At 39.9% G+C, this 25538-nt stretch carries 27 protein-coding genes; 25 read left to right on the forward strand and 2 right to left on the reverse strand.

All coding sequences use genetic code 11. The annotated features are described in order from the left end of the window. Nucleotides 1–183: 183 nt before the first annotated feature. The 17 genes from BVI01S_RS16635 to BVI01S_RS16715 all read left to right on the forward strand — a co-directional run bounded on the left by BVI01S_RS16635 (nt 184) and on the right by BVI01S_RS16715 (nt 15422). Complete coding sequence (locus tag BVI01S_RS16635; RefSeq protein WP_061810983.1) at nt 184–1764, forward strand: alpha-glucoside-specific PTS transporter subunit IIBC; 1581 nt, start codon at nt 184–186, stop codon at nt 1762–1764. A gap of 157 nt (nt 1765–1921) precedes the next feature. Continuing rightward, nucleotides 1922–3256, forward strand: a complete 1335-nt coding sequence (locus BVI01S_RS16640) for a 6-phospho-alpha-glucosidase (RefSeq protein ID WP_061810984.1) — start codon at nt 1922–1924, stop codon at nt 3254–3256. 84 nt (nt 3257–3340) lie between these two features. Beyond that, a complete protein-coding gene (locus BVI01S_RS16645) occupies nt 3341–4111 on the forward strand; it encodes a MurR/RpiR family transcriptional regulator (protein ID WP_061810985.1) in 771 nt (256 codons plus the stop codon). An 18-nt stretch (nt 4112–4129) separates the two neighbouring features. Continuing rightward, nucleotides 4130–4618, forward strand: a complete 489-nt coding sequence (locus BVI01S_RS16650) for a PTS sugar transporter subunit IIA (RefSeq protein WP_234943139.1) — start codon at nt 4130–4132, stop codon at nt 4616–4618. Nucleotides 4619–5083: 465 nt separating this feature from the next. Then, the gene (locus BVI01S_RS16655) at nt 5084–5584 is read left to right on the forward strand and encodes a YehS family protein (protein WP_174523041.1); all 501 of its coding nucleotides are present in this window, start codon (nt 5084–5086) and stop codon (nt 5582–5584) included. Between the two features lie 3 nt (nt 5585–5587). Continuing rightward, the gene (locus tag BVI01S_RS16660; protein WP_061810987.1) at nt 5588–6295 is read left to right on the forward strand and encodes a M48 family metallopeptidase; all 708 of its coding nucleotides are present in this window, start codon (nt 5588–5590) and stop codon (nt 6293–6295) included. A 36-nt stretch (nt 6296–6331) separates the two neighbouring features. Further along, on the forward strand, nt 6332–6532 hold the full coding sequence (locus BVI01S_RS16665; RefSeq protein ID WP_061810988.1) for a hypothetical protein: 201 nt from the start codon (nt 6332–6334) through the stop codon (nt 6530–6532). 43 nt (nt 6533–6575) lie between these two features. Continuing rightward, nucleotides 6576–6968, forward strand: a complete 393-nt coding sequence (locus tag BVI01S_RS16670; RefSeq protein WP_061810989.1) for a nuclear transport factor 2 family protein — start codon at nt 6576–6578, stop codon at nt 6966–6968. Nucleotides 6969–7189: 221 nt separating this feature from the next. Next, the gene (gene helD, locus BVI01S_RS16675; RefSeq protein ID WP_061810990.1) at nt 7190–9484 is read left to right on the forward strand and encodes an RNA polymerase recycling motor HelD; all 2295 of its coding nucleotides are present in this window, start codon (nt 7190–7192) and stop codon (nt 9482–9484) included. A gap of 153 nt (nt 9485–9637) precedes the next feature. Then, on the forward strand, nt 9638–10216 hold the full coding sequence (locus BVI01S_RS16680) for a kinase (RefSeq protein WP_061811009.1): 579 nt from the start codon (nt 9638–9640) through the stop codon (nt 10214–10216). A gap of 107 nt (nt 10217–10323) precedes the next feature. Then, complete coding sequence (locus tag BVI01S_RS16685) at nt 10324–11025, forward strand: DUF421 domain-containing protein (RefSeq protein WP_244886949.1); 702 nt, start codon at nt 10324–10326, stop codon at nt 11023–11025. A 129-nt stretch (nt 11026–11154) separates the two neighbouring features. Next, nucleotides 11155–11571 (forward strand): nucleoside 2-deoxyribosyltransferase, encoded by a 417-nt coding sequence (locus BVI01S_RS16690; RefSeq protein ID WP_369690894.1) that lies wholly within the window; start codon nt 11155–11157, stop codon nt 11569–11571. 25 nt (nt 11572–11596) lie between these two features. Continuing rightward, complete coding sequence (locus BVI01S_RS16695) at nt 11597–12721, forward strand: metallophosphoesterase (RefSeq protein WP_034759638.1); 1125 nt, start codon at nt 11597–11599, stop codon at nt 12719–12721. Nucleotides 12722–12750: 29 nt separating this feature from the next. Next, on the forward strand, nt 12751–13272 hold the full coding sequence (locus BVI01S_RS16700) for a DinB family protein (protein ID WP_034759636.1): 522 nt from the start codon (nt 12751–12753) through the stop codon (nt 13270–13272). Nucleotides 13273–13316: 44 nt separating this feature from the next. Continuing rightward, a complete protein-coding gene (locus BVI01S_RS16705) occupies nt 13317–13928 on the forward strand; it encodes a GNAT family N-acetyltransferase (protein ID WP_061810991.1) in 612 nt (203 codons plus the stop codon). Continuing rightward, a complete protein-coding gene (locus BVI01S_RS16710; RefSeq protein WP_061810992.1) occupies nt 13903–14916 on the forward strand; it encodes a serine hydrolase domain-containing protein in 1014 nt (337 codons plus the stop codon). The genes BVI01S_RS16705 and BVI01S_RS16710 overlap by 26 nt, the downstream gene beginning before the upstream one ends. Nucleotides 14917–14966: 50 nt before the next feature. After that, nucleotides 14967–15422: a GNAT family N-acetyltransferase gene (locus BVI01S_RS16715; RefSeq protein WP_061810993.1), complete on the forward strand. Its 456-nt coding sequence runs from the start codon at nt 14967–14969 to the stop codon at nt 15420–15422. A 366-nt stretch (nt 15423–15788) separates the two neighbouring features. On the opposite strand, the gene BVI01S_RS16720 is transcribed toward BVI01S_RS16715, so the two are convergent. Together BVI01S_RS16720 and BVI01S_RS16725 are read right to left on the reverse strand one after the other, a co-directional pair. Then, on the reverse strand, nt 15789–16757 hold the full coding sequence (locus BVI01S_RS16720; protein ID WP_079533474.1) for a sensor histidine kinase: 969 nt from the start codon (nt 16755–16757) through the stop codon (nt 15789–15791). A 24-nt stretch (nt 16758–16781) separates the two neighbouring features. Then, on the reverse strand, nt 16782–17480 hold the full coding sequence (locus tag BVI01S_RS16725; RefSeq protein ID WP_034759630.1) for a LytR/AlgR family response regulator transcription factor: 699 nt from the start codon (nt 17478–17480) through the stop codon (nt 16782–16784). A gap of 165 nt (nt 17481–17645) precedes the next feature. Here BVI01S_RS16725 and BVI01S_RS16730 point away from each other — a divergent pair, with 165 nt between their 5' ends. From BVI01S_RS16730 to abc-f, 8 genes are all read left to right on the forward strand, one after another. Beyond that, a complete protein-coding gene (locus tag BVI01S_RS16730) occupies nt 17646–18398 on the forward strand; it encodes an ABC transporter ATP-binding protein (protein ID WP_034759629.1) in 753 nt (250 codons plus the stop codon). Next, nucleotides 18388–19545, forward strand: a complete 1158-nt coding sequence (locus tag BVI01S_RS16735; protein WP_061810994.1) for an ABC transporter permease — start codon at nt 18388–18390, stop codon at nt 19543–19545. Before BVI01S_RS16730 ends, BVI01S_RS16735 begins: the two co-directional genes overlap by 11 nt. A 77-nt stretch (nt 19546–19622) precedes the next feature. Beyond that, nucleotides 19623–19856, forward strand: coding sequence for a hypothetical protein (locus BVI01S_RS16740; protein WP_061811012.1), 234 nt, complete (start codon nt 19623–19625; stop codon nt 19854–19856). A 197-nt stretch (nt 19857–20053) separates the two neighbouring features. After that, a complete protein-coding gene (locus tag BVI01S_RS16745) occupies nt 20054–20986 on the forward strand; it encodes an RNA polymerase sigma factor (RefSeq protein ID WP_061810995.1) in 933 nt (310 codons plus the stop codon). A 179-nt stretch (nt 20987–21165) separates the two neighbouring features. After that, nucleotides 21166–21585, forward strand: a complete 420-nt coding sequence (locus BVI01S_RS16750; protein ID WP_061810996.1) for a GNAT family N-acetyltransferase — start codon at nt 21166–21168, stop codon at nt 21583–21585. 513 nt (nt 21586–22098) lie between these two features. Beyond that, the gene (locus tag BVI01S_RS16760; protein WP_061810998.1) at nt 22099–22479 is read left to right on the forward strand and encodes a VOC family protein; all 381 of its coding nucleotides are present in this window, start codon (nt 22099–22101) and stop codon (nt 22477–22479) included. A 49-nt stretch (nt 22480–22528) separates the two neighbouring features. Further along, complete coding sequence (locus BVI01S_RS16765; protein ID WP_061810999.1) at nt 22529–23308, forward strand: SDR family oxidoreductase; 780 nt, start codon at nt 22529–22531, stop codon at nt 23306–23308. A 473-nt stretch (nt 23309–23781) separates the two neighbouring features. Continuing rightward, nucleotides 23782–25455: a ribosomal protection-like ABC-F family protein gene (gene abc-f / locus BVI01S_RS16770; protein ID WP_082804765.1), complete on the forward strand. Its 1674-nt coding sequence runs from the start codon at nt 23782–23784 to the stop codon at nt 25453–25455. Nucleotides 25456–25538: the final 83 nt, after the last annotated feature.

Here is a 25538-nt window from a genome sequence, read left to right on the forward strand (position 1 = left end):
TTTTTTTATTAATAATCAAGGTCTACTCCTAAAAGTTATTTTCAATTTTCTGAGTCTCATTTGTTTCATTATCTGGTACTTTTCCCAAGTTATTGATAAGTGATTGTTAGAATAATCATGCAGCTCTATAATTGCTCTAGAGATAGCGCTTTCTTATAAAAACTAAAAAGAAGTTGATTCATTATGATGCAGAAATTGCAGCGATTTGGTGGAGCCATGTTTATTCCAGTAATGATTATGCCGGCTATGGGATTGTTACTAGGTCTCAGTAACACTTTATTAAATGAGCAAATGGTCGGAAGTATTGCTGCTAAAGGTACCATTTGGTATGCATTTTGGAAATTAATTTTTGATGGGAGTTACGTTGTATTTCAAAATATTCCCCTTTTATTTGTTATCGGTTTACCTATTGGTTTAGCAAAGAAATCAAAGAGCAGGGCTGCATTGGAAGCTTTCGTTATTTATATGTTTTTTAATGTATTTATCAACTCATTACTATCTACATCTGGTTCAACTTTTGGGGTGGATTTCTCTAAGGATGTAGGCGGATATAGCGGATTAGCAAGTATAGCAGGTATTAAAACGCTTGATACGAGTATGGTTGGTGCATTAATTATTGCAGGAATTACTATCTGGCTTCATGAACGCTTTTATGATAAAAAATTGCCAGACCTTTTAGCAATTTTCCAAGGAAGTGCCTTGGTCACGATAGTAGGATTCTTAGTTATGATACCAGTAGCACTTTTAACTTGTCTTGTCTGGCCACATATTCAAGAATGGATTTTTTCACTTCAAGGGCTATTAAAAACATCTGGAGCTATAGGTGTAGGGCTTTACAGTTTTCTAGAAAGAATTCTGATTCCAACTGGTTTACACCATTTTATCTGGCAGCCCTTTGCTTATGGACCAGCTGCAGTAAATGGGGGACTTCTAGCTTATTGGTTTTCTCATGTAGCAGAGTTTGCAAATTCGACTAAATCAATGACAGAGTTGTTTCCTCAGGGTGGTTTTACCTTGTTTGGGAATTCCAAAGTATTTGGATGCTTGGGCATAGCAATTGCACTTATCATTACAAGTAGACCAGAGAAAAGAAAACAAACAATTGGATTAATTTTACCTGTTGCATTTACTGCAGTAATTACAGGGATAACAGAACCAATAGAGTTTACATTCTTGTTTATTGCTCCTTATTTATTTTTAATTCATGCTATTTTGGCTGGTTTAATGACTGCAATTATGTATGCCTTTGGTGTTTCAGGTAACTTTATATACGGCTTACTTGATTTCTCAATCACTTGGGCAAGTACATGGCAAAATCACTGGGCAACTTGGCTGCTTCAAATAGGTATTGGTTTAGGATTTACCGTTATCTATGTTGTTTTATTTAGATATCTAATTATTAAGTTTAATATTTTGACGCCAGGCAGGGAGTCTGATGATGTAGAAAGCAAGTTATTTACGAAAGCAGATTACAAAGAGAAGAAATTAGGAAATACAGGTGGAAGCAGTTCTTTTGAACAATTAGCTGAATACTTTTTAGCAGATTTAGGTGGCGCTGCAAATATTCAAGATATTACAAACTGTGCAACGAGATTACGTGTTACAGTAAAAGATCCTGAAAAACTAGAAAGTGAACAAGTTTTTAGAAAACATGGAGCACATGGCTTAGTTCGAAATAAACAAGCGATCCAAGTAATAGTTGGACTATCAGTTGGTCAAGTTCGAGATAAAATGGAAGAAAAGATTAAAAGTGTTCGAAAGTAAAATAGGATGTAAGAAGGTTAAAGAAATCTCCCAATGAGTGAAACCTTTCCCATCATCTTTCCAAACTATTACGATGAAGGAAAAATCGCAGTATACTAACCTTAAAGAAATATTTATACACTAAGACATAACAACAATAAGGAAAGAGGGACTAAAAATGAAAAAAAATTCTGTAGTAATTGCTGGTGGGGGAAGTACTTATACAGCTGGAATTGTAATGATGTTAATTGAAAATCAAGATAAATTTCCATTACGGAAATTAAAATTTTACGATAATAATAAAGAACGTCAAGATATCGTTGCGAAAGCATGTGAAATTATCATTAAGGAACGTGCTCCTAAAATTGAATTCATAGCAACAACAGATCCCGAGGAAGCTTTTACAGATGTTGATTTCGTAATGGCACATATTCGTGTCGGTGGTCTAAAAATGCGTGAACTAGATGAAAAAATTCCATTAAAATATGGGGCCGTTGGTCAAGAAACATGTGGACCTGGCGGCATGGCCTATGGTATGCGTTCAATTCCAGGAGTAATTGAATTAATTGATTATATGGAAAAGTATTCACCGAATGCTTGGATGTTAAACTACTCTAACCCAGCTTCGATTGTTGCAGAGGCAACACGTATCTTACGTCCTAACTCGAAAATCATTAATATTTGTGATATGCCAGTTGCCATTAAAAAATCAATGGCTGACATTTTAGGGTTGGAATCTGAGAATGATATTATTGAACGGTATTATGGACTAAACCATTTTGGTTGGTGGACTGAGCTTTATGATAAAGAAGGCAATGACTTAATGCCAAGATTGAAAGAACATGTAAAACAATGGGGTTATGGGGCTAAAAATGATGGGATTAATAATCCACTGCTAGCGGAATCCAGCTGGATGGATACATTTACTAAAGCTAAGGACGTATACGCTGTTGACCCGGATACACTACCAAATACGTATTTAAAATATTATTTATTCCCTGACTATGTAGTACAACATTCAAACCCAGAACATACACGGGCAAACGAAGTGATGGATCATCGTGAAAAGAATGTTTTTGCCGAATGTATACGAATTGCCGAAGCTGGCACCGCTGAAGGAACAAGTATTGAAGCCGGGGAACACGCGGAATTCATCGTTCGATTGGCAGGAGCGCTTGCATACAACACATATGAAAGAATGCTATTAATTGTTCCTAATAATGGGGCGATTGCAAACGTTGAACCAACTGCAATGGTTGAGATTCCATGTTTAGTAAGTAAAGCAGGTGTGGAACCACTATCTATTGGGACGATTCCTCAATTCCAAAAGGGATTGATTGAACAACAAGTATCAGTAGAAAAGTTAGTCGTTCAAGCTTATTTAGAAAAATCATATCAAAAACTTTGGCAGGCGCTAACATTGTCAAAGACAGTACCAAGTGCGAGTGTTGCAAAAGCAATTTTAGATGACCTTATCGAGGCAAACAAGGATTTTTGGCCGGAACTTTCTTAAGGAAAAAGGGTTTGCTAAACTAGTAGCGGGTATGAGGTGTTTTCATACCCTGTTGCCTGGTAATTAAGTTAGGAGGATCTCCTTGTGAATCTTGAAGAGTTAATTAATAAAAATTATGAGTATTTGAGTGATACTGATTTTACTATTGCTAAGTACGTTCTTGCTAATAAAGATAAAATTGGGAACATGGGTATTAATCAGTTAGCTAAAAATAGTTTAGCATCCAAATCATCTGTATTAAGATTTGCTCAAAAATTAGGTTTTAGTGGATATAGTGAATTTAAAAACTTTGTAAAATGGGAAAATGCCAGCCCAAATGAGGAACTTAAACCAAATGAATTGTTTGAACAAGTTCTTTATGATGTCAATAAAACGTTAGACTATTTAAATAGTGTGGACTTTGAACCTATTTATAAAGCAATTGATACTAGCGAAAATATTTATGTCATTTCAACAGGAATAGCCCAGAAAAATCAAGCTGCAGAACTGCAACGACTATTCCTACTTATTGGCAAACCCGTTCAAATTATTCCTGCAATGGCCCACGCAAATGAATATAGGCTTATAATTGAAAAGTTAACTTCTAAAGATTTAATTATTTTGTTTTCGCTATCCGGTGAAAATCCAAACTTACAAGGGTTACCTGATATTCCTGCAGTTAAGGGTGCAAAAATGATTTCCCTTACCAATTTTAAAAGTAATTGGTTGTCAGGACATGCTGATTTTAATTTATATGCTTCCAGTACGATGAATCCTATTCCGAAAAATTGGTGGGTACGATCTGCCTCTTCCTTTTTTATTGTGGTAGAAGCATTGGCATTTGGATATTTAGATTATATAAATAGTAAAAGATAGACATTGAGGTGTGAAATGATGTTTTTTAAGAAGAGTAAAAAAGAAAAAAATATATTCATCCATAGCCCTTTAAAGGGCGAGGTTATTCCATTAGGAAGTGTTCCAGATCCCGTTTTTTCCCAGAAAATGATGGGCGAAGGGCTAGCCTTTATTCCAACTAACGGCGAAGTTTTTTCTCCTGTAAATGGGAAGGTTACACAAGTGTTTCCTACTAAACATGCAATTGGAATGGTAACGGAAGATGGCCTTGAAATGCTATTACATTTAGGACTTGAAACAGTTGAATTAAAAGGTGAAGGATTTAATATCAAAATTAATGCTGGAGATATAGTTAGTGTTAATGACCACATTGGTACTTTTGATCTTTCCTATATTGAGGAGAAGGGAAAAGAAATTATTTCAGTCCTTGTTTTCCCGAATTTTGAAGAAAAAATCTCTGAAATGATTCCGTTAAAGTCAGATGAAGTTGAAAGTGGAACGGAAATTGCTCAATTGATTTTTAAATAACTCAAATTTCATACTTGAAAATCGATTTGTGATGGGGCTCTCAAAAATTTAAGACCCAGCCAAATTCGTAGCTTGAACTGATTTTAAAAAGCGAAACGGCCTCCATTCTTGGTAAGGAAGATTCTCATGCCATAGTTGTTATTTATTTTTGACAACCTAATTCTTAGATCAAAAAGTGAATTTATTAAGTAATAATTAGCCTGTATGATACTTCCTTCATTCAGGCTTTTATTACGTTCCTCGGTTTTACGGCGCTTTCCATTTAGAAAAACAGTGGCGCAAAACTAAAAATGAAAGATCTAAAATAAATTGTTCTGCAGCCTAGAAGTCTTGTCATTCAGGATACTTATTTGTTTTGTTCAAAAACTCATGCTTTTTGAGAATCTTATCTTGCAAGCTTCTTTTTATGCCGTTAAGATGGTAAGCTAATGATTTAGTAAACGCAAAATCTCAGGAGGCATTCAAATGAATATTGATAATAACGATATCTTAATTCGATTGCGGTACGCTCTCGATCTTAAAAATACAGAAATGGTAGACATCTTCAACCTTGGTGGAATAGAATTATCAAAAGATGAAGTGATGAAAGTGCTGACGAAGTCAATGGATGAAGAAGGGATGAATGAAGGGGACGATCACATCCATTGTGACGATGAGATGTTCGAATCCTTTTTGAATGGTTTTATCACGTTTAAAAGAGGGAAGCGGGAAGTGAAGCCTGGACAGGCGGAAAGACCGGAATTAACGTATGAACATGTGAATAATCTTCTTTTAAAGAAAGTGAAGATTGCACTTTCCTTAACCAGTGAGGATATGATTGAAATCCTGGAATTAGCTGACGTACATATCACCAAAGGGGAATTAGGTGCGATTTTTCGAAGAGAAGGTCATAAAAATTACCGTATATGCGGCGATCGCTACGCGCGGAACTTCTTAAAGGGCTTGGCAATCCGATATAGGGGTTAGAAGATGAATCATACGTATGCAGGAGAGACGATTCAATTTGAACTTAAGTATAAAAACCGTAAATCAATCGGCATTTTCTTAGATAGCTATGGGAATATTGAAGTCCAAGCACCTAAAGGGACGGATGAAGAATCTGTCATTCGATTGCTTGAGCATCATTGGGATGGGATCCTTCAGAAATCGAAAGAATTGAAGGAGCGTTTAAATGGCCCTCAGATGAAGTCCTACCAACATGGAGAACCTTTCCTGTATCTCGGAAAAAGCTTCCCCATTGAAGTTCTTCATACCCCTGACATCACGAAAGACTCTGTCACTTTTAGCGGGGATACGCTAAAAATCCAGGTCAGAGAGCTTGAAGATGAACGGATAAAGCAGGCGTTGAAACGTTTTTACTATAAGAGGTGCAAATCCTTGGTAGAGAGCAGCATTGCTCATCATCAGCACCATTTTAAGAACAAGCCCCGGTCGGTACGCATCTCGGATAGTCAAAAGACATGGGGGACATGCGACGGTAGAAGGCAGCTGACTTTTAATTGGAAATTGGCCATGGCCCCACAGGAGGTCATCGACTATGTCGTTGTCCATGAAATGTGCCATATGATCCACCTCAACCACGATCGATCTTTCTGGAGGTTGGTTGGGAAGATTGTACCTGATTATAAAGAGAAAGAGAAATGGCTGGCAAGTACAAGTTGGAAGATGACCGTATAGTGAGTCATGTCAGCAAGAGATTGGGAGGGATGGAGAATGACGATTGCCAGTTTCCTTATCATTGCCTGGATACTCAGTTGGTTTAAATTTGATCGGCTTTTTATTCAAGCATGTAAAGAGCTTTACAAAAAAGAAGTGACAAAGGCAACCTATTATTTCACCTTTTTTTGCATTAGAACGATAGGGGACATCACTTTATTTTTTAATGGGACTTTTTATGATGTACTAATGAGTTAGGGAAGAGTGTTCAATAAACTAAGTGATATATAGTGAAAGGGTGATGGAAGTGTCTGAATCATATGCAATGTCCAAAAAAGAAATAGCCGTTTCGTTTCTGGAACGAGTTGCCTCAGGAGATGTTCGGGGAGCGTTTAAGGATTACACAGGAAATGATTTTCGTCATCACAACCCTTATTTCCGTGGTGACCCGGATTCGCTCATGATCGCCATGGAAGACAATGCTATTAAAAATCCCGACAAGAGATTTGAAGTGAAACGAGCGATGGCAGATGAAGAGACAGTAGCGGTTCATTCCTATGTAAGGCAAAACCCCGAGGATGCAGGGGCAGCGGTTGTCCACATTTTTCGATTTGAAAGTGGAAGAATCGTAGAATTATGGGACGTAGGTCAACCGATTCCGGAGAATCCTGTGAACGAAAATGGGGTGTTTTAGAACGGGAGAGCAGCATATCTATCTACACAAAAACCTGCACCACTATGATAAATAGTAGGTGCAGGTTTCAATTTGTTATTGTAAATGTCTTGTGATTATGATAAATTAGTACAGAAACACTTTTATTGGGGGTAAAAATATTCATATACCCTCAATAATAATTATACAACATAACATCCTCGTTAGTCAACCCTGAATTTTATAGCTGAAGGAGTGCTTAGATGAAATCTGAAATGAGGCATGAGCAAAAGCGAGTGGACGATGTGATTGATAACATCATGCAACAGATCGAGACCCTGGAAACCGAAACAGGAAGGCGCAAGGAGGAAGTGGCGGAGACCCGAAATCATTTCTGGGATGAGGTAAAGGTAAACACAGATACCTTCGATGATTTTCTGGAAACCGTTATTGCCTTAAGGCAGCAGGCGCAATCGTTAACCGTTTCGGAGAGTGCTCACAAACAGGCACTTAAAAAATTATCGGCTTTGCACAGGATGAAAGGGAAGCCCTACTTCGGACGCATTGATTTCACTGAAGAGGGGGAATCCACTGAAAGGGTTTATATCGGGATATCGACCCTGACTGATCAAACAGGTAATGACTTTCTTATTTACGATTGGCGGGCACCGATTTCAAGTGTTTACTATGATTATCCACCAGGGCAGGCAGAATACACGACCCCGGGGGGCATCATCCGTGGGGTCGTGGAAAGCAAGTGGCAGTATCTCATCAGGGATGGTGTGATCCAGTCCATGTTCGATACGAGCCTCACGATCGGAGATGAGATTTTACAGGAGGTACTCGGTAAACGAACAGACAATCACATGCATAGCATTGTCGCTACGATTCAACAGAAGCAGAATCAGATTATCAGGCATGACCAGGGCAGGCTCCTCATTGTTCAAGGAGCAGCTGGGAGTGGGAAAACATCTGCTGCCCTTCAGCGTATCGCGTACCTATTATATAAATATAGGGAAACCTTGAAAGCAGATCAAATTGTTTTGTTCTCACCTAATTCTATGTTCAACAGTTATGTTTCTCAAGTTCTCCCTGAACTTGGGGAAGAAAACATGGAGCAGGTAACTTTCCAGGAGTATTTGGATCACCGATTAAGCATTGAATTCCAGGTAGAGGGTCCATACCATCAGCTCGAGTACGTGTTGAGGAAAGCAGACAACCGCCAAACGTATGAAACACGTACGGCGAGCATCCAATTCAAGGCATCTACCGATTTCTTTGAAGCAATCAAATCATACAGAGAATCCTTAGAGGGTTCAGGGATGAAGTTCAAAGGAATCATGTTCAGGGGAAGGACGATCGTTACGTCTGAAGAGATCACCGAACGTTTTTATTCATGTGACACATCACTTCGTTTCCATAACAGGCTCGAAAAGCTGACTGAATGGCTAAACATTCAAATCGATCAGGCAGAGAAAAGAGAACGGGTGGAGCCTTGGGTGGAAGAAGCGATTGAATTGATGAGCAATGAGCAATACCATAAGGCACGTAAGTATTTTAGGAAGAGAAATATCGCCGATGATTACGAAGTAGAGTATGAAGCGTTGCGAAGATTGGTTGTACTAAAAAAGTTCAAGAAGCTGCGTAAATGGATCAAGACCCTCCAATATGTGGATGTAAAAGGGGTTTATCAGCAGCTCTTTTCAGATCCTATGATGATTCGTTCTTTAATGAGTAGGAATACACCCGGGAAATGGGAATGTATATGCCGGTCGACGTTGAGAATGCTTGACGAAGGGAAACTTTATTACGAAGATGCGACGCCATTCTTACTATTAAAAGAGCTGATCCTCGGTTTCCAAACGAATACATCCATTAAGCATGTACTCATCGACGAAGCACAGGATTACTCTCCGTTTCAATTTGAATTCATTAAAAGGCTGTTTCCATCAGCTAAATTGACCGTCCTCGGAGATTTTAATCAGGCTATCTTTGCGCATGCAAATGAACATGTTGATTTTAGTAACCTGACAGAATTGTACGGTCCGGATGAAACAAATCAAATTAACCTGACCGAGAGCTACCGGTCCACTAAACCAATCATAGATTTTACACGAAGACTGGTTCCCGGTGGGGAACTTATCTCCGCTTTCGAGCGGGATGGAGCAAATCCTGTCATAACGACAGTCACAGACCATGATGACCTGCATGATCAAATTACCGGAACAATTGAGAAGTGGAAGGCACATGGGTACCATTCAATCGCCGTCATATGCAAAACCGCTGAAGAAAGTGAACGTGTATTTGGTTCATTAAACCAAGTCGAGAACCTGAAACTAATGAAAAGCGTCTCCCTCGAATATGAACAAGGCGTTGTCGTCATACCTGCATACTTAGCCAAAGGAATCGAATTCGACGCCGTTATTATTTACGACGCATCAGCCCAAACATACGATGAAGAAAGTCTACGAAGACTATTCTACACCGCATGCACACGAGCCATGCACGAACTAACACTCTACAGCATAGGCAAACCAACCCACTTCATCCAAGTATAAGATGAGGGACGGACCTACATTTTTCAGAAAGAATCCCTATACAAAAGGATTTTGCTCTGAAAAGAGAGGTCCGTCCCTCTTTTATGAATATAATGGTAAAATATGACGTGGAATTTACTAAGAGGTAGAGGAGTGGATAAGTTGAATTCCTATATGGATTTGTTGAATAGTATAGGTGGCCAGCATGGTAATTCGAGATTTGTGTTGGGGATAGACGGATTAAGTCGTTCGGGGAAGACTACTTTGGTTCAACAATTACGCTTTGAATTAGAGAAAGAAGATCGTCCCTATCAAATTTTTCATCTGGATGATTTTATCGTTGAACGGGCGCGCCGTTATCATACTGGTTCAGAAGAATGGCAGGAATATTTTCATTTGCAGTGGGATGTAGAATGGCTTTCAAATCACTTCTTTCAGAAATTGAAAGCAGAGGAACAGATCACTCTCCCATTTTATGAAGGCTCGCGAGACACTCATGACGACAGAACCATTCCGTTGCCAAAGGAAGGTTTAATCATTATTGAAGGAGTATTTCTTCAGAGGGAAGAGTGGAGACATTTTTTTGATAAGATTATCTATTTGGATTGTCCGAGGGAGACGAGGTTTAACCGCGAATCAAACGAAACGAAAAAGAATAGGTCAAAATTCGAAAATAGATATTGGAAAGCAGAAGATTATTATATCAATCGGTATCATCCTGCAGAATCGGCAGATATCATGATAACTTCATAAGCCGTTATGCGGTAGCGGGGTTTTTCAAATGCATCGTGACGGGGTAAAGTATATTAGGTACTTATTAAACAATACTAATAGAAAATACCTGTAGGAGTCGAACCGAATTGATTCACGTTGATTACTTTGAAATGATTGCTCGTTCAACAGCAAGCTTCCTGGTTCTCCTCCTTGTCGCCCGTTTGCTCGGAAGGAAACAATTGAGCCAGTTAACTTTTTTTAACTATATAACAGGGATCACCATAGGTTCCATTGCAGCAGATATTGCAGGTGAATCGAAGACGCCTTTTTTTGAAGGATTGACAAGCCTTGTCTGGTGGAGTGTCTTAACACTCCTGGTTGGATATATCGGACTCAAATCACCGAGAGCACGGGTAGTGATGGATGGGCAACCGGTCATTGTCATGAAGAATGGTAAAATTCTTGAAGATACGTTAGGGAAACATCATCTGAATATGGACGATTTAAGCATGCTCCTAAGAGAAAAAAATGTATTTTCTACTAACGAAGTTGATACCGCCATCTTCGAACCTGATGGGAAATTGACCGTGTTTTTAAAATCCGACAATCAACCAATAACCAAAAAGGATCAGGATATCATAACCGGCAAACCTACATATATCCCAACAGAGTTAATCGTTGATGGGAACATCCTGTATCAGAATTTAAAGGAAGTGGGCATATCTGAAGAATGGCTTCGTAATCAGCTGAACTACTTCCAAGTGAAACTTCAAGATGCATTTTACGTTGAATTGCAGGAAAATGGAACACTTTACATTGATCGGCGTCGGGACCGATTGAAGGAGTAGAGAAGGTGTCAACCCCTACATTAGGGTGGCACTTTTTTATTTTGGAAAGGATTGTGTTTTATTAAATAATTTGGAATAATTGGAATATGTGTTCGGATTCACAATAGCTGTATTAGGAAGAAGGTGTTAATGATGAAGTTTTATATTGGCTCAAGCTTTGCAAATAAGGACCTTGTTCGATATGTAAGTGATCGACTTGAACAGAAAGGCTTTAGCCATACATATGATTGGACCAGGAATGATCGCGCATCATCATTGAAAGACCTTCAGCATATCGGACAGAATGAAAAAGATGCCATCACTGAATCAAATGTGGTCATCATTATACTTCCTGGAGAAAAAGGAAGTCACGTCGAACTGGGAATAGCGCTGGGACTTGGAATACGCACCATCCTGTATTCCCCCAAAGGTGAGGTATATGATCTTGCAAACACGACTACATTTTACCAATTACCTGAAGTGGAAAAGTATTCGGGAAGTATAGAGGGGTTATTGGAATATGTTCTAGAAAGCGGAATTCACAGCGAAATGAATAGGAGCGATTGACCATTGCTCGAGGAAGGAGACGACATTGAAGAAAATAAAAAGAGTGATCTTACCAAATCAAGGAAGAGTCATAGTAATCTCGGATATACACGGAGAACTTAATCTTTTTATCAAGCTCCTACATAAAGTGAATTTCAGTTCAGAAGACCATTTATTCATCAACGGTGATCTTTGTGAAAAAGGAAGCAATAGTAAAGGGACTGTCCGATATATCATGGAATTAGCAAAGATTAACCCGAATGTTCATGTAACGGAGGGGAATTGCGACACTGTGATAGAGGATCTTCTTGAAGAGAATCCCAAATTGATGGACTACATCAGATCACGAAAACATTCCATATTGAAAGAGTGGCTTGATGAAGTAGGATTTGAACTGAAAGAGGATACTGCGGTTCAGGAGGTGAAAGAGATCCTTACACGACATTTCCCCCATGAAATACAATGGCTGATGGAATTGCCGACTGCAATCGAAACAGACGACTATATTTTCGTCCATGCAGGTCTTGATGATGGTGAGGATTGGAGAGAAACGGATCGAATAGCAGCCATCACGATGTCTGCTTTCCTCGAGAAATCACATCGATCAGGGAAATATGTCATAGTCGGCCATTGGCCTGTTGTCAATTATTCCAGTGACATTCCTTCCAATAATCCGGTTGTAAGTGAAGATAAGAAAATCATCTCCATCGACGGCGGGAATGTCATTAAATCGACAGGTCAGTTAAATGCATTTATCATACATAGAACCAAGAACGGGGACAGCTTTTCCCAAACCTATACCGATCATCACTTTACATGTGAAGTGGTGAAGGGCTATATATCAGAACCAATCATGTCGGGGTCCATTTCCTACCCAAACTACGAATTGATACCCCTTCAACCATTTGAGCATTTTACACTGTGCAAACAAGTTGGAACGGATGATCTATTATATGTTAAAAATGAGTACATTTATGAAAGTGAAAAGGGAACGTATTCGGCAAAAACGGATCTTTCATGTGCGCAGATCTCTGTAGATATTGGAGATATCATCTCGGTTGTTGACAGTAGTTGCACAGGATATGACTTAATCAAGAAAAATGGCGAAGAAGGATGGGTACCAAAAGACGTTTTCCCAGTGAAACAGCGGCTCTCGAATCCCGTCGTTTAATCAATATAACAGATAAGGTGCGATAATCTATGGAATATAAAATAGACTCACGAAAGGGTTTTAGTCCGCAAATCAGTTACCTCGTCTCTCAGATGGACTATGCCAGAAAAACGACATTGGACTGTGTGAGAGGATTAACCCCCTTTGAACTGGACTTTTTACCGTGTGAAGGTGCTAACAGTATCGGAGCTCTATTGCTCCATATGGCGGCGGTAGAAAAAGGGTTTCAAATAGAACTATTTGATGGGAGAAGGCCAAACGAACAGGAAATGGCTGAATGGGGTGCAGCCTATAGCCTAGGAGAAGAAGGTCGAAAGAATATAAATGGGAACCCTCTAGAATTTTATCTGACAAAACTTGGGGAGGTCAGAAAGAAAACATTCCATGAGTTTTCCGTGCGTAACGATGAATGGCTCTTTGAAAGCAGATTATGGGATAATCAGCCTTCCAACCATTATTTCATCTGGTTTCATGTATTCGAGGATGAGATCAATCACAGGGGCCAAATCCGGCTGATTAGAAGAATGCTTACTGAAAAGAATGCATTTTGATCCAGTTGTTGTGATTTGGTAGCCTAATTCAGGGGTGAACGACTATGAATAGAATTGAAATTTGCAGACCGAAATCAAACGATAATCAAAAACTGACCCGATTTTTTACAACGGTTATTCAAGATACCTTTGCTAAAGAAGGGATCTCTTCGCTCCATGAAGATTTAAAGAATGAACTAGAAACCAAGAATGCCTACTTACAATCTGACTTTGATAGTAATGGTGCAGAACGGTATTTCCTAATAGCAAAAGATGATCAGGAGATAGTAGGTACCATCGAATACGGTCATTCCAGTGAGCTCATCAATCGCACTACCGGTGGCGCTCTAAGGGATGTATATGAGATAGGAACGGTTTTTGTTCATCCCGGTTACCAAAGATGTGGGATTGGTTCGCTCCTTTTGAACACGATGCTTCTTACGTTTCTAAATCGGGATATTGAAGAGTTTTGCATGGATAGTGGATATGCCAGCGCTCAAACGATATGGACAAGAAAATTGGGAGAGCCCGATTATTGGTTGAAGGATTACTGGGGTGAAGGTTCGGATCACATGATTTGGAGAAGGAAATTGAAAGATGTTCCCATCATTTTCAGAGGAATTCTTAATGATAAAAATAGTGGGGGATCCTATGAAACCACAAACGATCAACTTTGAAAAAAAAATGAAAGATCACCAGATTGTCGGAGTCAGCATAGCTACAATTGAAGGTGCCTGCATAAGTAAAACCGACTGCTTTGGTTTTCTTGAGACAGGAACAAGTAGACGAGTGGAACATGACTCAATCTTTCATGCGTGTTCAATCAGTAAGTTTTTCACCTCCATGTTAGTGATGACTTTATCTGATCAGGGAATTCTGGATATAGATAGAGATATTAATGAGTACCTGTCATCATGGAAAGTTCCCGTGAATTCTCTCGGAATCATAACATTGAGGCATTTACTAAGTCACCATTCAGGGATTGTGGATCCGGAAGGCTCTTTTTCTGAACTCAATCCTAATTTTGATACCCCTTCCATGGTCGAAATATTGGAAGGCAAAGCACTCTATTGTGATAATCCAATCGAAGTGAAATATAAGCCCGGAAGCGAATTTTCCTATTCCGATGCCGGCTTCTGCGTCATCCAGCTTGTAATAGAGGATATCATGGGAGAATCATTTGAAGAGGTAATGGAAAAATATTTATTCCTGCCCCTACAATTAAATAATAGTACTTTTCAGCTGCCGGCATCCAAAGATCAGTTCTCCTGCGGTCATACCAAGGATGGTGGCCTGGTAACCGGAAAATACCCCATATACCCCTATCCTGCAGCTTCAGGATTATGGACCACCCCAACGGATGTGGCTCTATTGGTTACTGAATGGATGAAAGCAATCAAAGGCGAAAGTAATCTCCTCTCTTCGGTCAGTGCTAAAGAGATGATTGCCCCACAATTTGAAAAAGAGTGGATGGGGCTTGGTGTCTTTCGTGATACTCATGAGAAAGGGATAGAAGTTTCCTCACTCGGATGGGGAGTCGGCTTTCAAGGTATGATGGTTGCATATCCATATGAAGAATCGGGTCTCGTGATCATGACGAATACAGACACAGGTGTCCAACAGCTGAAGGGGCTCATTGGTGAAGTATACAGAGCATATTATTAATATTTCTAAAAATGGAGAGAACCATTTGAAAGGAATTGGGGGAACTGAAAATGTATCAGTATTTCTACGGTTTAGTCATTCGAGAAGGAACGGAGGGAGTGCCTGCACATTATGTTGAAGCATTATTTGAAGATGCCGGTTGGGCTAGAAACACACCTTCATGGCAGAAAGAAAAGTTTTCCTTGATATTCACGAACTCGACATGGGCATTCACGGTTTGGGATCAAGACAAGATGATTGGCATGGTCAGGGTCATATCGGATAAGATCATGGCCGCCAATATCATGGACCTAGTGGTATTATCAGATTATCGGGGCAGGGGGATAGGGAAGAAACTAGTTGAGCTCTGTGTAAGCAAATTACCGCATGGAGATTGGTTTGCCCATACCTCTGCAAACAATTTTAAGTTCTATGAAACCTGTGGATTCGAAGTGAAAGATTTGGCTGAAAATGGCACATGCGCGTACTATGGTTATATTCAAGCGCGCAGAGATGGTCATCGATAAATAACTTGATTATTTATTTGCTTTTTAGTTGTATATGAAACAAAAAAAGGCTCGTACTATCAAGCCTTTTTTCTCAAGTCAATTAAACAATTAATCCTAGAAATTTTTATTTTTTTTCGCTTTGTTTCTAAAGTAACTAATCGTTATTCCAATAATGACCGCAATGATTAATAGAGGAATTATTATAAACAAAACAGCTCCAGATGCTCCACTCATTGAGGTTCCTCCTCTCGATTCATTCATAAGGATATTCCCCGGAATGCGTTTGCTGAAACGTATGAATGTGTTTTGATTCGAAAGATGAATACTCGCAGATGCTAAAACCTTTACCATTTCGTCAGCCATCTATTGTTCAAATGGATTTCCCTAATGAATTGCCGGGATTTTAATTTTCACCGTGAATTCTTCTTCCTTATAAACAAAATCCAGAAAACCATTGTATTCTTTCACGGTTTCTTGAATGATCTTGGTGCCGAGACCTTCGTGGCCTTCCTTTGTTGTATGTCCGTAGCTTTGAAATAGCTCATCAAGGATCGATGGCGATATCGGGAGGGAAGGGTTCTTGCAAACCAGCATATAAAGCCCGCTTCGTTTATAAAACTGGAGGCTGACGCTTGCTCCATTATCGTAATGTTCAAGCCATTCGGCTGAAGCCTCAATACTATTGGACAACAGATTTCCAAGGATTGTCACAATTTTCTTATCAGGGAGGGGCAACGTGGAAAGGGGCATATCTACATCATAGATCATCGTTACCCCGCAAGTCTTTCCTCGATTGTACATCTGGTGGAGAATTCCGGCCACACTTCCACGTTCCCCTTTAATGGAAAGGTTGGTTTCTTCATACCCGTCCACCAAATCGTCTAAATAGGCAGCTGCCTCTTCGTGGTGGTGATGTTCGAGCATATAGTGAATGGACGAAATATGTTTAAGGAAATCATGCCGTTCACTTCGTACAGCCCGAAATGTTTCGGATAAATGAAGTCGCTCCATCTCGAACTGCTCAACATCATTCTGAAGCCCATTAAATTTGGAAGAGACGTCCCATCGGACCCACTCAATCCCGATAAAAATCATAAAAAAGACCGCTGGTAACCATGTTGAATCAATGATCAAATACGGAAGTAACAGAAATAGTTGTGTGAGGGAAAGCAGGTTACCCCATTTCTGATCGAATCCAAAAGATTGTATTTTCGTTTTTCTATAACTCAGATACGTTACAAAAAAGACTGCTGCATAAGTGAATAAAATGGGCAGATCCCACTGTAGGTTCGTTAATAATGCGTGAATATGTATAAAGGCAAATAGGGAAAGAATTAACCAATAAATTTTCATTTGTTTCACAACGGGCTCCACCTTTTAGAAATAATGTTGTTGCAGATACTCTACTTTTTCCTTTGTGATCATTGCCTGTGCCTCGATTCCATCAAATGTAATCACATACGAATTCTTCGCATAGAGAGAGAAATTCTTTACAAAGTGTATATTGATGATGAAGGAACGATGGGAACGGATGAAATCCCTTTCCCGTAATTCTCCTTCTAATTCATTCAAGGTCAGATAGGTTTTGATCCTTTCCTCTTTGGTGTAAATCGTCGTTGATCGGCCGGATCTTTCAATGAAGACGATATCTTTCTTTTGAATGATATGTATATCATTTTTTTGCTTTAAATAGAGTCGGCCCTTCAATTCTGCCGTTCTCGACTTTTCCATAAGTCGCTCAATGGATTTCATCAGGCGATCATTTGTATATGGCTTCATAATATAGTCATGGACGTTCAATTCAAAGGCGTGGACAGCATATCCACTGTTTGCCGTCACGAAGATCACCGATATGTTGAGAGCATGTGAGTGGATGATGTCTGCCAATTCATATCCAGATAGGTGGGGCATCTCAATATCTGCAATCAATACGTCGATGGTTTCTTTCTTGATTTGGTCATAGGCTTCCTCGGCGGAGGTGGTGGAAAAGACGATTTCCAGTCCCTCGGCACGGGAAACGATGCCATTTAATTTATCTAAGTCAATCATTCGATCGTCTACGAGACCAATCTTCATTTCCATTCCCCTCGCATCTTCTGAAGTTCACCTTCATTTTACCATCTTTCATGAAGAATTTGGCATTTTCACGACAAGAAGTGGACATTTCACGACATAAGTAAAGATTCCATCACCAATTATTTGTAAGATGACATTACAATCATACTTAATGAGGTGAGAAAATTGATTTATATTCATGAAGTTACAAAACAGTTTAAAGATAAGAAAAAATATGTAACCGCATTAAAACACGTTTCTCTTTCGATTCAAAAAGGTGAAGTGGTCGGGCTGTTAGGCGAAAATGGTGCCGGAAAGACGACACTTCTTAGAACGATTGCCACCTTATTGACACCCACCGAGGGTTCAATAGAAGTTGCAGGTCACGATACCCTAAAAGAACCAAACGAAATCAAAACCAAGATCGGTGTATTATTTGGTGGGGAAACCGGTTTATATGACCGATTATCTGCAAGGGAGAATCTTCAATACTTTGCTCGATTATACGGATTAAGCAAACATGAAACAAAGGTGAGAATCGACGACCTCTCCCGGATGTTCGGGATGAGAGACTATCTTGACAGAAGAGTGGGAGGTTTCTCCAAAGGTATGCGTCAGAAGGTAGCCATTGCCAGAACCCTGATTCATAATCCCGAAATCATTTTATTTGACGAACCGACGACTGGTCTCGACATCACTTCTTCAAATGTTTTCCGCCAACTTGTACATCAGTTGAAACGAGAAGGAAAGACGATCCTCTTCTCCAGTCACATCATGGAAGAAGTCTCTATGCTATGTGACAAAGTAGCCATGATGCATAAAGGGGAATTGGTATACCAGGGGGATATTGAAGAGTTATATAAGACTGAAAAGAGCAGGGATCTTAATTATATTTTCATGAGTAAACTGGTGAGAGGGGATGAACATTATGCTTCTTAGTATCTATCTAAAAGAATTGAAAGACAGCTTCAGAGACAGGAGGACCCTTCTTTTGACCGTCTTTCTTCCGATATTTATGATGAGTGGACTCGTATTCTTCTATGAAAATATGGTTTCAGGAGGCGAGGGGGAAACGTATGCACTAGCAGTAGACTCCAATGTCAGTAAGGACGTCACTCAAATTTTCTCAGGAAATGAAACGATTGAATTAGTAAAAACAGACGATCTCAGGAAAGCCGTTGAAGAGGGAGAAGCACTTGTTGCCATGATTGTGAGCAGTGATTTCATTCAAAATATCAATGAAGGAAAGCAAGCTGATATCACCTTGATCGGAGATTCCTTCAGCCAGAACTCCAGCAACCTGATGAATGCAGTTACAAACTCTCTCACTGCCTTTGAGAAAGTGGTTACGTCAGAAAGGTTGAGAGCTGAAGGGACGGACCTTTCTGTCATTCAGCCATTCACCATCACAAAACAGGAAGTGTCAGATGAAGAGGGGAGTATGTTCCTGTTATCTTTTCTTGTTCCGCTAATCCTGGCTATATCCATAGGAGTGGGAACCGCCCCATCGGCAGCTGACTTATTTGCTGGGGAAAAAGAAAAGAAAACGATGGAAGCATTACTCATGACACCCGTCAAACGCTCCACATTAATGCTTTCCAAATGGTTGACCATTGCTTCAGTAGGTGTCATTACAGGTCTTGTCACGCTTATTGTCCTCGCGATGGAGATCAGCCTGTTTACAGAAAACTTAAAAGAAGCCGTATCCTTTGGAGAGAATGTCTATGTCATTATAGGGATTTCCCTGTTGCTAACTATTGTGTATGCCGTGTTCATCGCTTCCCTGCAGATGATCACAAGCATTCTGGGGAAAACCGTCAAAGAAGCCGGTAGCTACAGTGCACCGATCATGATGCTTGCGGCGTTTCCAGGCATGATCATCACAAATGTGGGACTAAATGAGCTCACCTTTAAACATTTTGCCATCCCGATTCTTAATCTTTTCAGCCAATTCAAAGAACTTTTGATGGGTGTGGTCGATTATCAGCACATCGCGATTACGATAGGAAGCAATTTGGTGATCATGGTAATCATCTTTGCCATTGGCAGAGTTCTATTTATGAAGGATAAATGGGTGATGAATTAAAAAGAAATGATACAAACACGTCTCTAATCCTAAAAAGAAACAACATGAACAATTATGAAAAGAAGGGAAAACAAGCGATGGACAATATCGATAAACGAAACCGACTGGATGATTCTCCTTTTCACTACCGGGTCCTCAAAGATCAAACCGTATTTATCGAGTATGAAGGTAAGCAGGTGAAAAGCTTAAAAGGAAGAGAAGCGGATAAATTCTTGAAGAAAATGAAAGAAGCCCATGATGAAAAAGGGATGCAGTTAATTATGGCAAAAGTGACGGGGAATTTTAAAAGGGGAAATGAACGGAAGAATTGAAAGCACATACTTGGCATCAATTTTATAGGAGGAGTTCCTAATCAGGGAGTCCTCTTTTTCTATTATGCTAGCAGTTTGAATATTATGGTAAAATAAAAGGAAGAGTAAGATTCTTCACTATTTTTTTTGCTGTTTCCGTATAATTTTGCATTGTCTAAACGTTTTACATATGAACGATCAATTAGAGGGGGATGAACATGCAGGAAAAAATGAAAGAATCATTTACGGAAAAAAACAGGGAATTGGCGATTGAATTCAATGCCATGATGGAAGAATTCAAAGAAGGCTTGTGGAGGTATTGCCGTTATTTAACGGGCTCACCCTGGGATGGAGAGGATTTATTTCAGGATACCATGCTAAAAGCATTCGGAGGCTATTACCAGCGTTGGCACCCGACTAACCCGAAAGCCTATTTGTATCGTATGGCGACAACCACGTGGATTGACCAGTGCCGTAAAGAAAAAAGACATGTCGGTCTCCTTGAGGAAGATGAACTTCCTCAAGAAAACTTCACAGATGGTCTGGAGGCAGAGGAAGCCTTACACATCCTTTTTGATCTTTTTTACCCGAGGCAGGTGTCGGTCTTTTTGTTAAAAGAAGTGTTCAGATTCGATGCAAGGGAAGTGGCAGGGATGGTCAGGACAACTCCGGGAGCGGTCTATGCAACGGTCCGTCGAATGAAAGAGAAGTTGCAATCTGTCGACCTACTCGAGAGCAGGTCTCAACATCCGGTATCTGAGACTCATCCGGTCATCCAAGCCTACCTGAATGCAATGAATGAAGGTGATATCGAAGCGGTTATGACGCTAATCAATGAAGAAGCCCACAATGAGGCTGCCCTCGGTTTCCAGGAATACAGCAAGGGAGAGATGCGTTCCGGATCCATGAAATATGGTGTCCCTGGTATGAGGGCTGTGGAATACTGCTTATGGGGCCGTCATGTCATAGTCATGCTTTCAGAGGGAACGAATGGACCTGAAATCCATGATATCCAGTACCAGGAAGTGGAGAATGGGAAGATTGTGCACCATATTAGTTATTACTTTAGAAAAGAATTGATTTTTGCTGCTGGTGAAGAATTGGGGATTCCACCTCAAATCGACAAACCAGTAGTGAATTGGAATGGATAGGAGTAAAAGAAGCCAATCTGATGATTGAGCTTCTTTTTTAAAAAAACATCAGGGTTGATGGATAATTATGTTAAAGTAAAGTCATAACTTTCTTTTATTTTTTGACGAACGTTGGAATGAAGTATTTTGTAGAGAGTTAGAGGGATTTTATTGGACTAGACAATGGGAGGAAATTTAAGATGCAAATACGCTTGAAAAATGAAGACCTCATAGAAATAAGGGCATACGAAACGGAAGATTTTTTCAATATACATACTTTAAATAGAGAAGAAAACTGGAATAATCTTGTGGAAAATATGGAAAGTACAAAGGATGCATGGGAGCATTCGAACATTGCATATGTTGCAGAGTTTAATGGGAGAGTAATCGGGTATATCCGTGGACTTACGGATCAATCTGTAACATTGTTTATTTGTGAACTACTGGTCCACGCAGATTTCCGCGGGTTGGGAATCGGAGATGCTATGCTCAAATACGTTCATGGGCTATTTCCAAAGACAAGAATTGAAATGCTGACCAACACGTCTTCTCATACCTATTATGAACAAAAAGGATACAGACCGTTTTATGGATTCAGAAAGACCTTCGCAGAACATTAATCAGATTTCATCTTTTCAAGACTGCTCCGGACGAATAACCATTTAAACTGCCTGATCCTATCTGAAACAAGGATTGCATTTGAATTCCATCCTCAACATATGATGATAAGGGGGAGATATAAATGCTGTGGTTTGTTGTTTTAATTGCAGGAACCTTAGTATTTGCGTTGGCCATTGACATCAGACGCAAGCGAAGAGAGAACGACCGCCACATACCTGGGATAGACCCTGGAGCGAAACCAGGGGAAGACCGTAACTACACCATGGGGCGGACGAGATTCAGGTGGAGGGACAGGGCAATGACGTGACTCTGGCAACCATGGGATGCTCTCCATTCCACGTTCCATCAATCGTTTTGAAAAGCCCAGTTTCGGTTGACTGGGCTTTTTATTATGTCATTACTTTATTAAATTCTTCACTTTCCAACTCTTTTTTAAAAATAAAAAAGATTGCGAGAAATAAAGTGTTTAGAAATAATTGGTAGAAATAGATCGTTAAGGGAGGTTTTTTGAATTGAAATTAACACATACCAGACTATTGGTGGACAATTATAGAAAATGCTTTCTTTTTTACAGAAACGTCCTGGGCTTTGAAGTATCGTGGGGTGATGAAAACTCCCTGTATGGACAATTTAAAGTTGGACAAACACACTTAGGGATATTTGAGAGGAAACAGATGACGGATGCCCTCAACTCCGGAAACATTGTAGGACGGGAGCAAGGTGAACGATTTGCTTTAATTTTTGAGGTGGCGAGTGTCGAGGATACATATGAAAAACTGAAAGAAAAGGTGGAATTCATCACCAGGCCCATGGAGAAATTGGATTGGGGGATGAAGGTCGCTCATTTTCGTGATCCGGAGGGTACGCTACTGGAAATCTATGAAAATATTTAGGGGACTAACGAGTATCTTTTCCTCTATTAAAAAGGAGGTATAACACATTATGACAAATCTGACAGGCAAAATAGCCATTGTGACGGGAGCAAGTCGAGATAAGGGAATTGGGGCAGCCATTTGTCGTTCGCTTGCACGTGCAGGTGCTGATGTCTTTTTTACTCATTTGAGTTCATTTGACGATATGAGTGGAACAGGAGTAAATCATAGCTTTCCTCAACTTCTATGTGAGGAGTTACTCAATACAGGAGTGCGTGTTGCTCATATGGAGCTGGATCTAAGTGATGAAACATCTCCTTCACGATTGATGGACCAAGTACAGGAAACGCTAGGCACACCTGTAATATTAGTGAACAATGCAACTTATGAAGCACCGGCAAACTTCCGAACACTTGATAAAAGCATTCTTGATAAGCATTACCAGGTGAACAATAGCGGTACTATATTGTTAACGATGGAATTTGCAAGGCGATATGAGCGCGCTTTCCCGGGGGACAGTCATGGTCGGATTATCAACATGGTTTCTAAAGGACCGGACCCAAATAATTTAGCATATATTGCGTCAAAAGGAATGTTGATTGCCATAACGGAACCGCTATCAGTCGGACTTGCTCCTGTTGGGATCACAGTTAATTCAATTGATCCCGGCCCGACAGATTCAGGGTGGATCACTGATGAAATCAGAAATCATTTGCTCCCCATGTTTCCAAGCGGCCGTATCGGGGAACCAGAAGACGCTGCAAGACTGATCAACTTCCTTGCCAGTGAAGAATCCAGATGGATCACAGGACAATTGATCAAATCAGAAGGCGGCTTTATAGGCAAGTGATGGTTTTAGAGAGGGACGGAACTCCCTTTGAAAAATATAGGTCCGTCCCTCTATTTACAAAATTATCTAATAATGAGATAATAATGAAAATGTTACGGGGAGGGATAGTAAGTTTATGGATCCAACTAATTGCTGATTAATTTATTTTTAAATTAATACGGATTTTGTATGGAGCTAAAAGTGCCTATGGAAGATGGGTTTATTTGTTATGCTCTTTATGGGATCAGGCAATTAGAAGGAAACTTACTTTCCTGATATCAAGTTGATATTTTCATGAAGAGGTATGCGACGTCAGCAGCAACTTGTATGACATAGGTGTCTTCTTTATGGATCAGATGTTGATCATGATATAAGACTGTAGGAAGGATTCCTTTCTTATGGTCTTTTTTTATTGCAATAAATGAATAGAAGTAAGCCTTTTTTAACCTGGCCATAACTAGCGTAACTTCATGTTAACGAAAGAAGGGACGTATATGTTGGAGTTAAAAGTAAATGGAATCAAAAAATATATGGAAGCAACACTTGTTGTTGAAGATGTTTCTCTTGAAGTCTTTCAAGGAGACAAAGTGGGAATCGTCGGGGAGAATGGATCCGGGAAAAGTACAGTCTTAAAGGTGATTGCAGGCATAGAGCCCATGAATTATTATCCTGGCTACCCCCAGACTTCAAGTTACGGATACGATGAAGGTCTCATCCACATCTCGAATGGCGCAACCAGTGCCTACCTTGAACAATCGCCAAAATACCCGGCAGGATTGAAGGCGAGGGATGTCCTTTATTCAGCATTTGAGGAAGTGGATCGAATTGAATCAGATATGCGTCAATTGGAACATGACATGAGTGTGCTGGAAGGGAATGACCTTGCTAGAGCAATGGACCGATATAGTAACCTCATTCAATTATTTGAAGTGAAGGGAGGTTATGAGCGGGATGAGAAGATAAGCAAGGTGTGTACGGGACTGCAGCTTACAGAAAGCTTGTTGGAGCGTGATTTTGATCTGTTAAGTGGTGGTGAAAAAACAACCGTCGGGTTAGGGAAGCTGTTGATCCATCAGCCGGACATCCTGCTTCTGGATGAACCGACGAATCACCTGGATATGTCATCGATCGAATGGCTGGAGGGTTACCTGAAAAGCTATAAAGGTATGGTCCTCATTGTCTCCCATGATCGCTATTTCTTAGATAATGTAGTCACGAGAATTGTGGAAATTGAAGATAAAAAATCGATTTCCTATAAGGGGAATTACAGTTCTTTTGTGCTTCAAAAAGAAGAGAATATGAGAATCCAATACGAACATTTCAAAGAGCAGCAAAAGAAGATCAAACGTATGGAAAATACGGTCATAAGCTTACGAGATTGGGCAATGAGGGCGGATAATACAAAGTTCTTTAAAAGGGCTGCAAGCGTTCAGAAAAAGTTATCCAAGATCGAGCATATTGATAAACCCGTTTTTGAAAGAAGGAACATGCAGCTTGATGTGAATGCTTCAGGAAGGTCGGGGAAAGAGACCATTAAAGGAGTTGGATTATCGAAACAGTTTAGGGAGAAATTGATATTTGCCAATACTGATATCATGGTCCGTCACGGAGAAAGAGTGGGGATGTTAGGTCCAAATGGATGCGGAAAAACCACTTTCCTTAGGATGCTTATCGGTGAAGATCAACCTGATGAGGGAGTAATCCAATTTGGAGCAAATGTAAAAGCCGCCTATTTACCTCAAATCATTACATTTAATAACGAAGAGGTCACCGTCCTTGATGCTTTCCGGGAGAACATCACTATTCTGGAAGGGAAGGCGCGTGAGTATCTTTCGAAGTTCATGTTTTACAAAGGCAGTGTTTTCAAGAAAGTAAAACACCTTTCAGGGGGAGAACGAATCCGATTAAAACTTGCTCAGTTACTCTTTCAGGATATCAATCTATTGATTCTGGATGAACCGACGAATCATCTGGATATTGATACGATCGAAACGATTGAGGAAGCCCTGGACGAATTCACTGGTACCATTTTCTTCATCTCACACGACCGCTACTTTATCAATAGAATGGCACAAAGGATCATAGCCGTTGAAGATTACACATTAAAAAGCTACAGTGGAAATTATGATGATTATAAAAGTGAAATGGAAAAGCGGAGAAAAGAGTAAGGGCCTTTTAATTGTGAGGGACGGACCTTGAAAACAAGGTCCGTCCCTTCCCTGTAAAAGTGATATAATGAATATCTGAAAAA

The organism is Rossellomorea vietnamensis NBRC 101237 (assembly GCF_001591825.1).
Classification (GTDB): domain Bacteria; phylum Bacillota; class Bacilli; order Bacillales; family Bacillaceae_B; genus Rossellomorea; species Rossellomorea vietnamensis.

Excerpts from the sequence above, each read along its gene's own strand:
- BVI01S_RS16635 (WP_061810983.1), top strand. The coding sequence starts at position 184 with ATGATGCAGAAATTGCAGCGATTTGGTGGAGCCATGTTTATTCCAGTA.
- BVI01S_RS16640 (WP_061810984.1), top strand. The coding sequence starts at position 1,922 with ATGAAAAAAAATTCTGTAGTAATTGCTGGTGGGGGAAGTACTTATACA.
- BVI01S_RS16650 (WP_234943139.1), top strand. The coding sequence starts at position 4,130 with ATGTTTTTTAAGAAGAGTAAAAAAGAAAAAAATATATTCATCCATAGC.
- BVI01S_RS16655 (WP_174523041.1), top strand. The coding sequence starts at position 5,084 with ATGAATATTGATAATAACGATATCTTAATTCGATTGCGGTACGCTCTC.
- BVI01S_RS16660 (WP_061810987.1), top strand. The coding sequence starts at position 5,588 with ATGAATCATACGTATGCAGGAGAGACGATTCAATTTGAACTTAAGTAT.
- BVI01S_RS16665 (WP_061810988.1), top strand. The coding sequence starts at position 6,332 with ATGACGATTGCCAGTTTCCTTATCATTGCCTGGATACTCAGTTGGTTT.
- BVI01S_RS16670 (WP_061810989.1), top strand. The coding sequence starts at position 6,576 with ATGGAAGTGTCTGAATCATATGCAATGTCCAAAAAAGAAATAGCCGTT.
- helD (WP_061810990.1), top strand. The coding sequence starts at position 7,190 with ATGAAATCTGAAATGAGGCATGAGCAAAAGCGAGTGGACGATGTGATT.
- BVI01S_RS16680 (WP_061811009.1), top strand. The coding sequence starts at position 9,638 with ATGGATTTGTTGAATAGTATAGGTGGCCAGCATGGTAATTCGAGATTT.
- BVI01S_RS16690 (WP_369690894.1), top strand. The coding sequence starts at position 11,155 with ATGATGAAGTTTTATATTGGCTCAAGCTTTGCAAATAAGGACCTTGTT.
- BVI01S_RS16700 (WP_034759636.1), top strand. The coding sequence starts at position 12,751 with ATGGAATATAAAATAGACTCACGAAAGGGTTTTAGTCCGCAAATCAGT.
- BVI01S_RS16705 (WP_061810991.1), top strand. The coding sequence starts at position 13,317 with ATGAATAGAATTGAAATTTGCAGACCGAAATCAAACGATAATCAAAAA.
- BVI01S_RS16710 (WP_061810992.1), top strand. The coding sequence starts at position 13,903 with ATGAAACCACAAACGATCAACTTTGAAAAAAAAATGAAAGATCACCAG.
- BVI01S_RS16715 (WP_061810993.1), top strand. The coding sequence starts at position 14,967 with ATGTATCAGTATTTCTACGGTTTAGTCATTCGAGAAGGAACGGAGGGA.
- BVI01S_RS16720 (WP_079533474.1), bottom strand. The coding sequence starts at position 16,757 with ATGAAAATTTATTGGTTAATTCTTTCCCTATTTGCCTTTATACATATT.
- BVI01S_RS16725 (WP_034759630.1), bottom strand. The coding sequence starts at position 17,480 with ATGAAGATTGGTCTCGTAGACGATCGAATGATTGACTTAGATAAATTA.
- BVI01S_RS16735 (WP_061810994.1), top strand. The coding sequence starts at position 18,388 with ATGCTTCTTAGTATCTATCTAAAAGAATTGAAAGACAGCTTCAGAGAC.
- BVI01S_RS16740 (WP_061811012.1), top strand. The coding sequence starts at position 19,623 with ATGGACAATATCGATAAACGAAACCGACTGGATGATTCTCCTTTTCAC.
- BVI01S_RS16745 (WP_061810995.1), top strand. The coding sequence starts at position 20,054 with ATGCAGGAAAAAATGAAAGAATCATTTACGGAAAAAAACAGGGAATTG.
- BVI01S_RS16750 (WP_061810996.1), top strand. The coding sequence starts at position 21,166 with ATGCAAATACGCTTGAAAAATGAAGACCTCATAGAAATAAGGGCATAC.
- BVI01S_RS16765 (WP_061810999.1), top strand. The coding sequence starts at position 22,529 with ATGACAAATCTGACAGGCAAAATAGCCATTGTGACGGGAGCAAGTCGA.
- abc-f (WP_082804765.1), top strand. The coding sequence starts at position 23,782 with ATGTTGGAGTTAAAAGTAAATGGAATCAAAAAATATATGGAAGCAACA.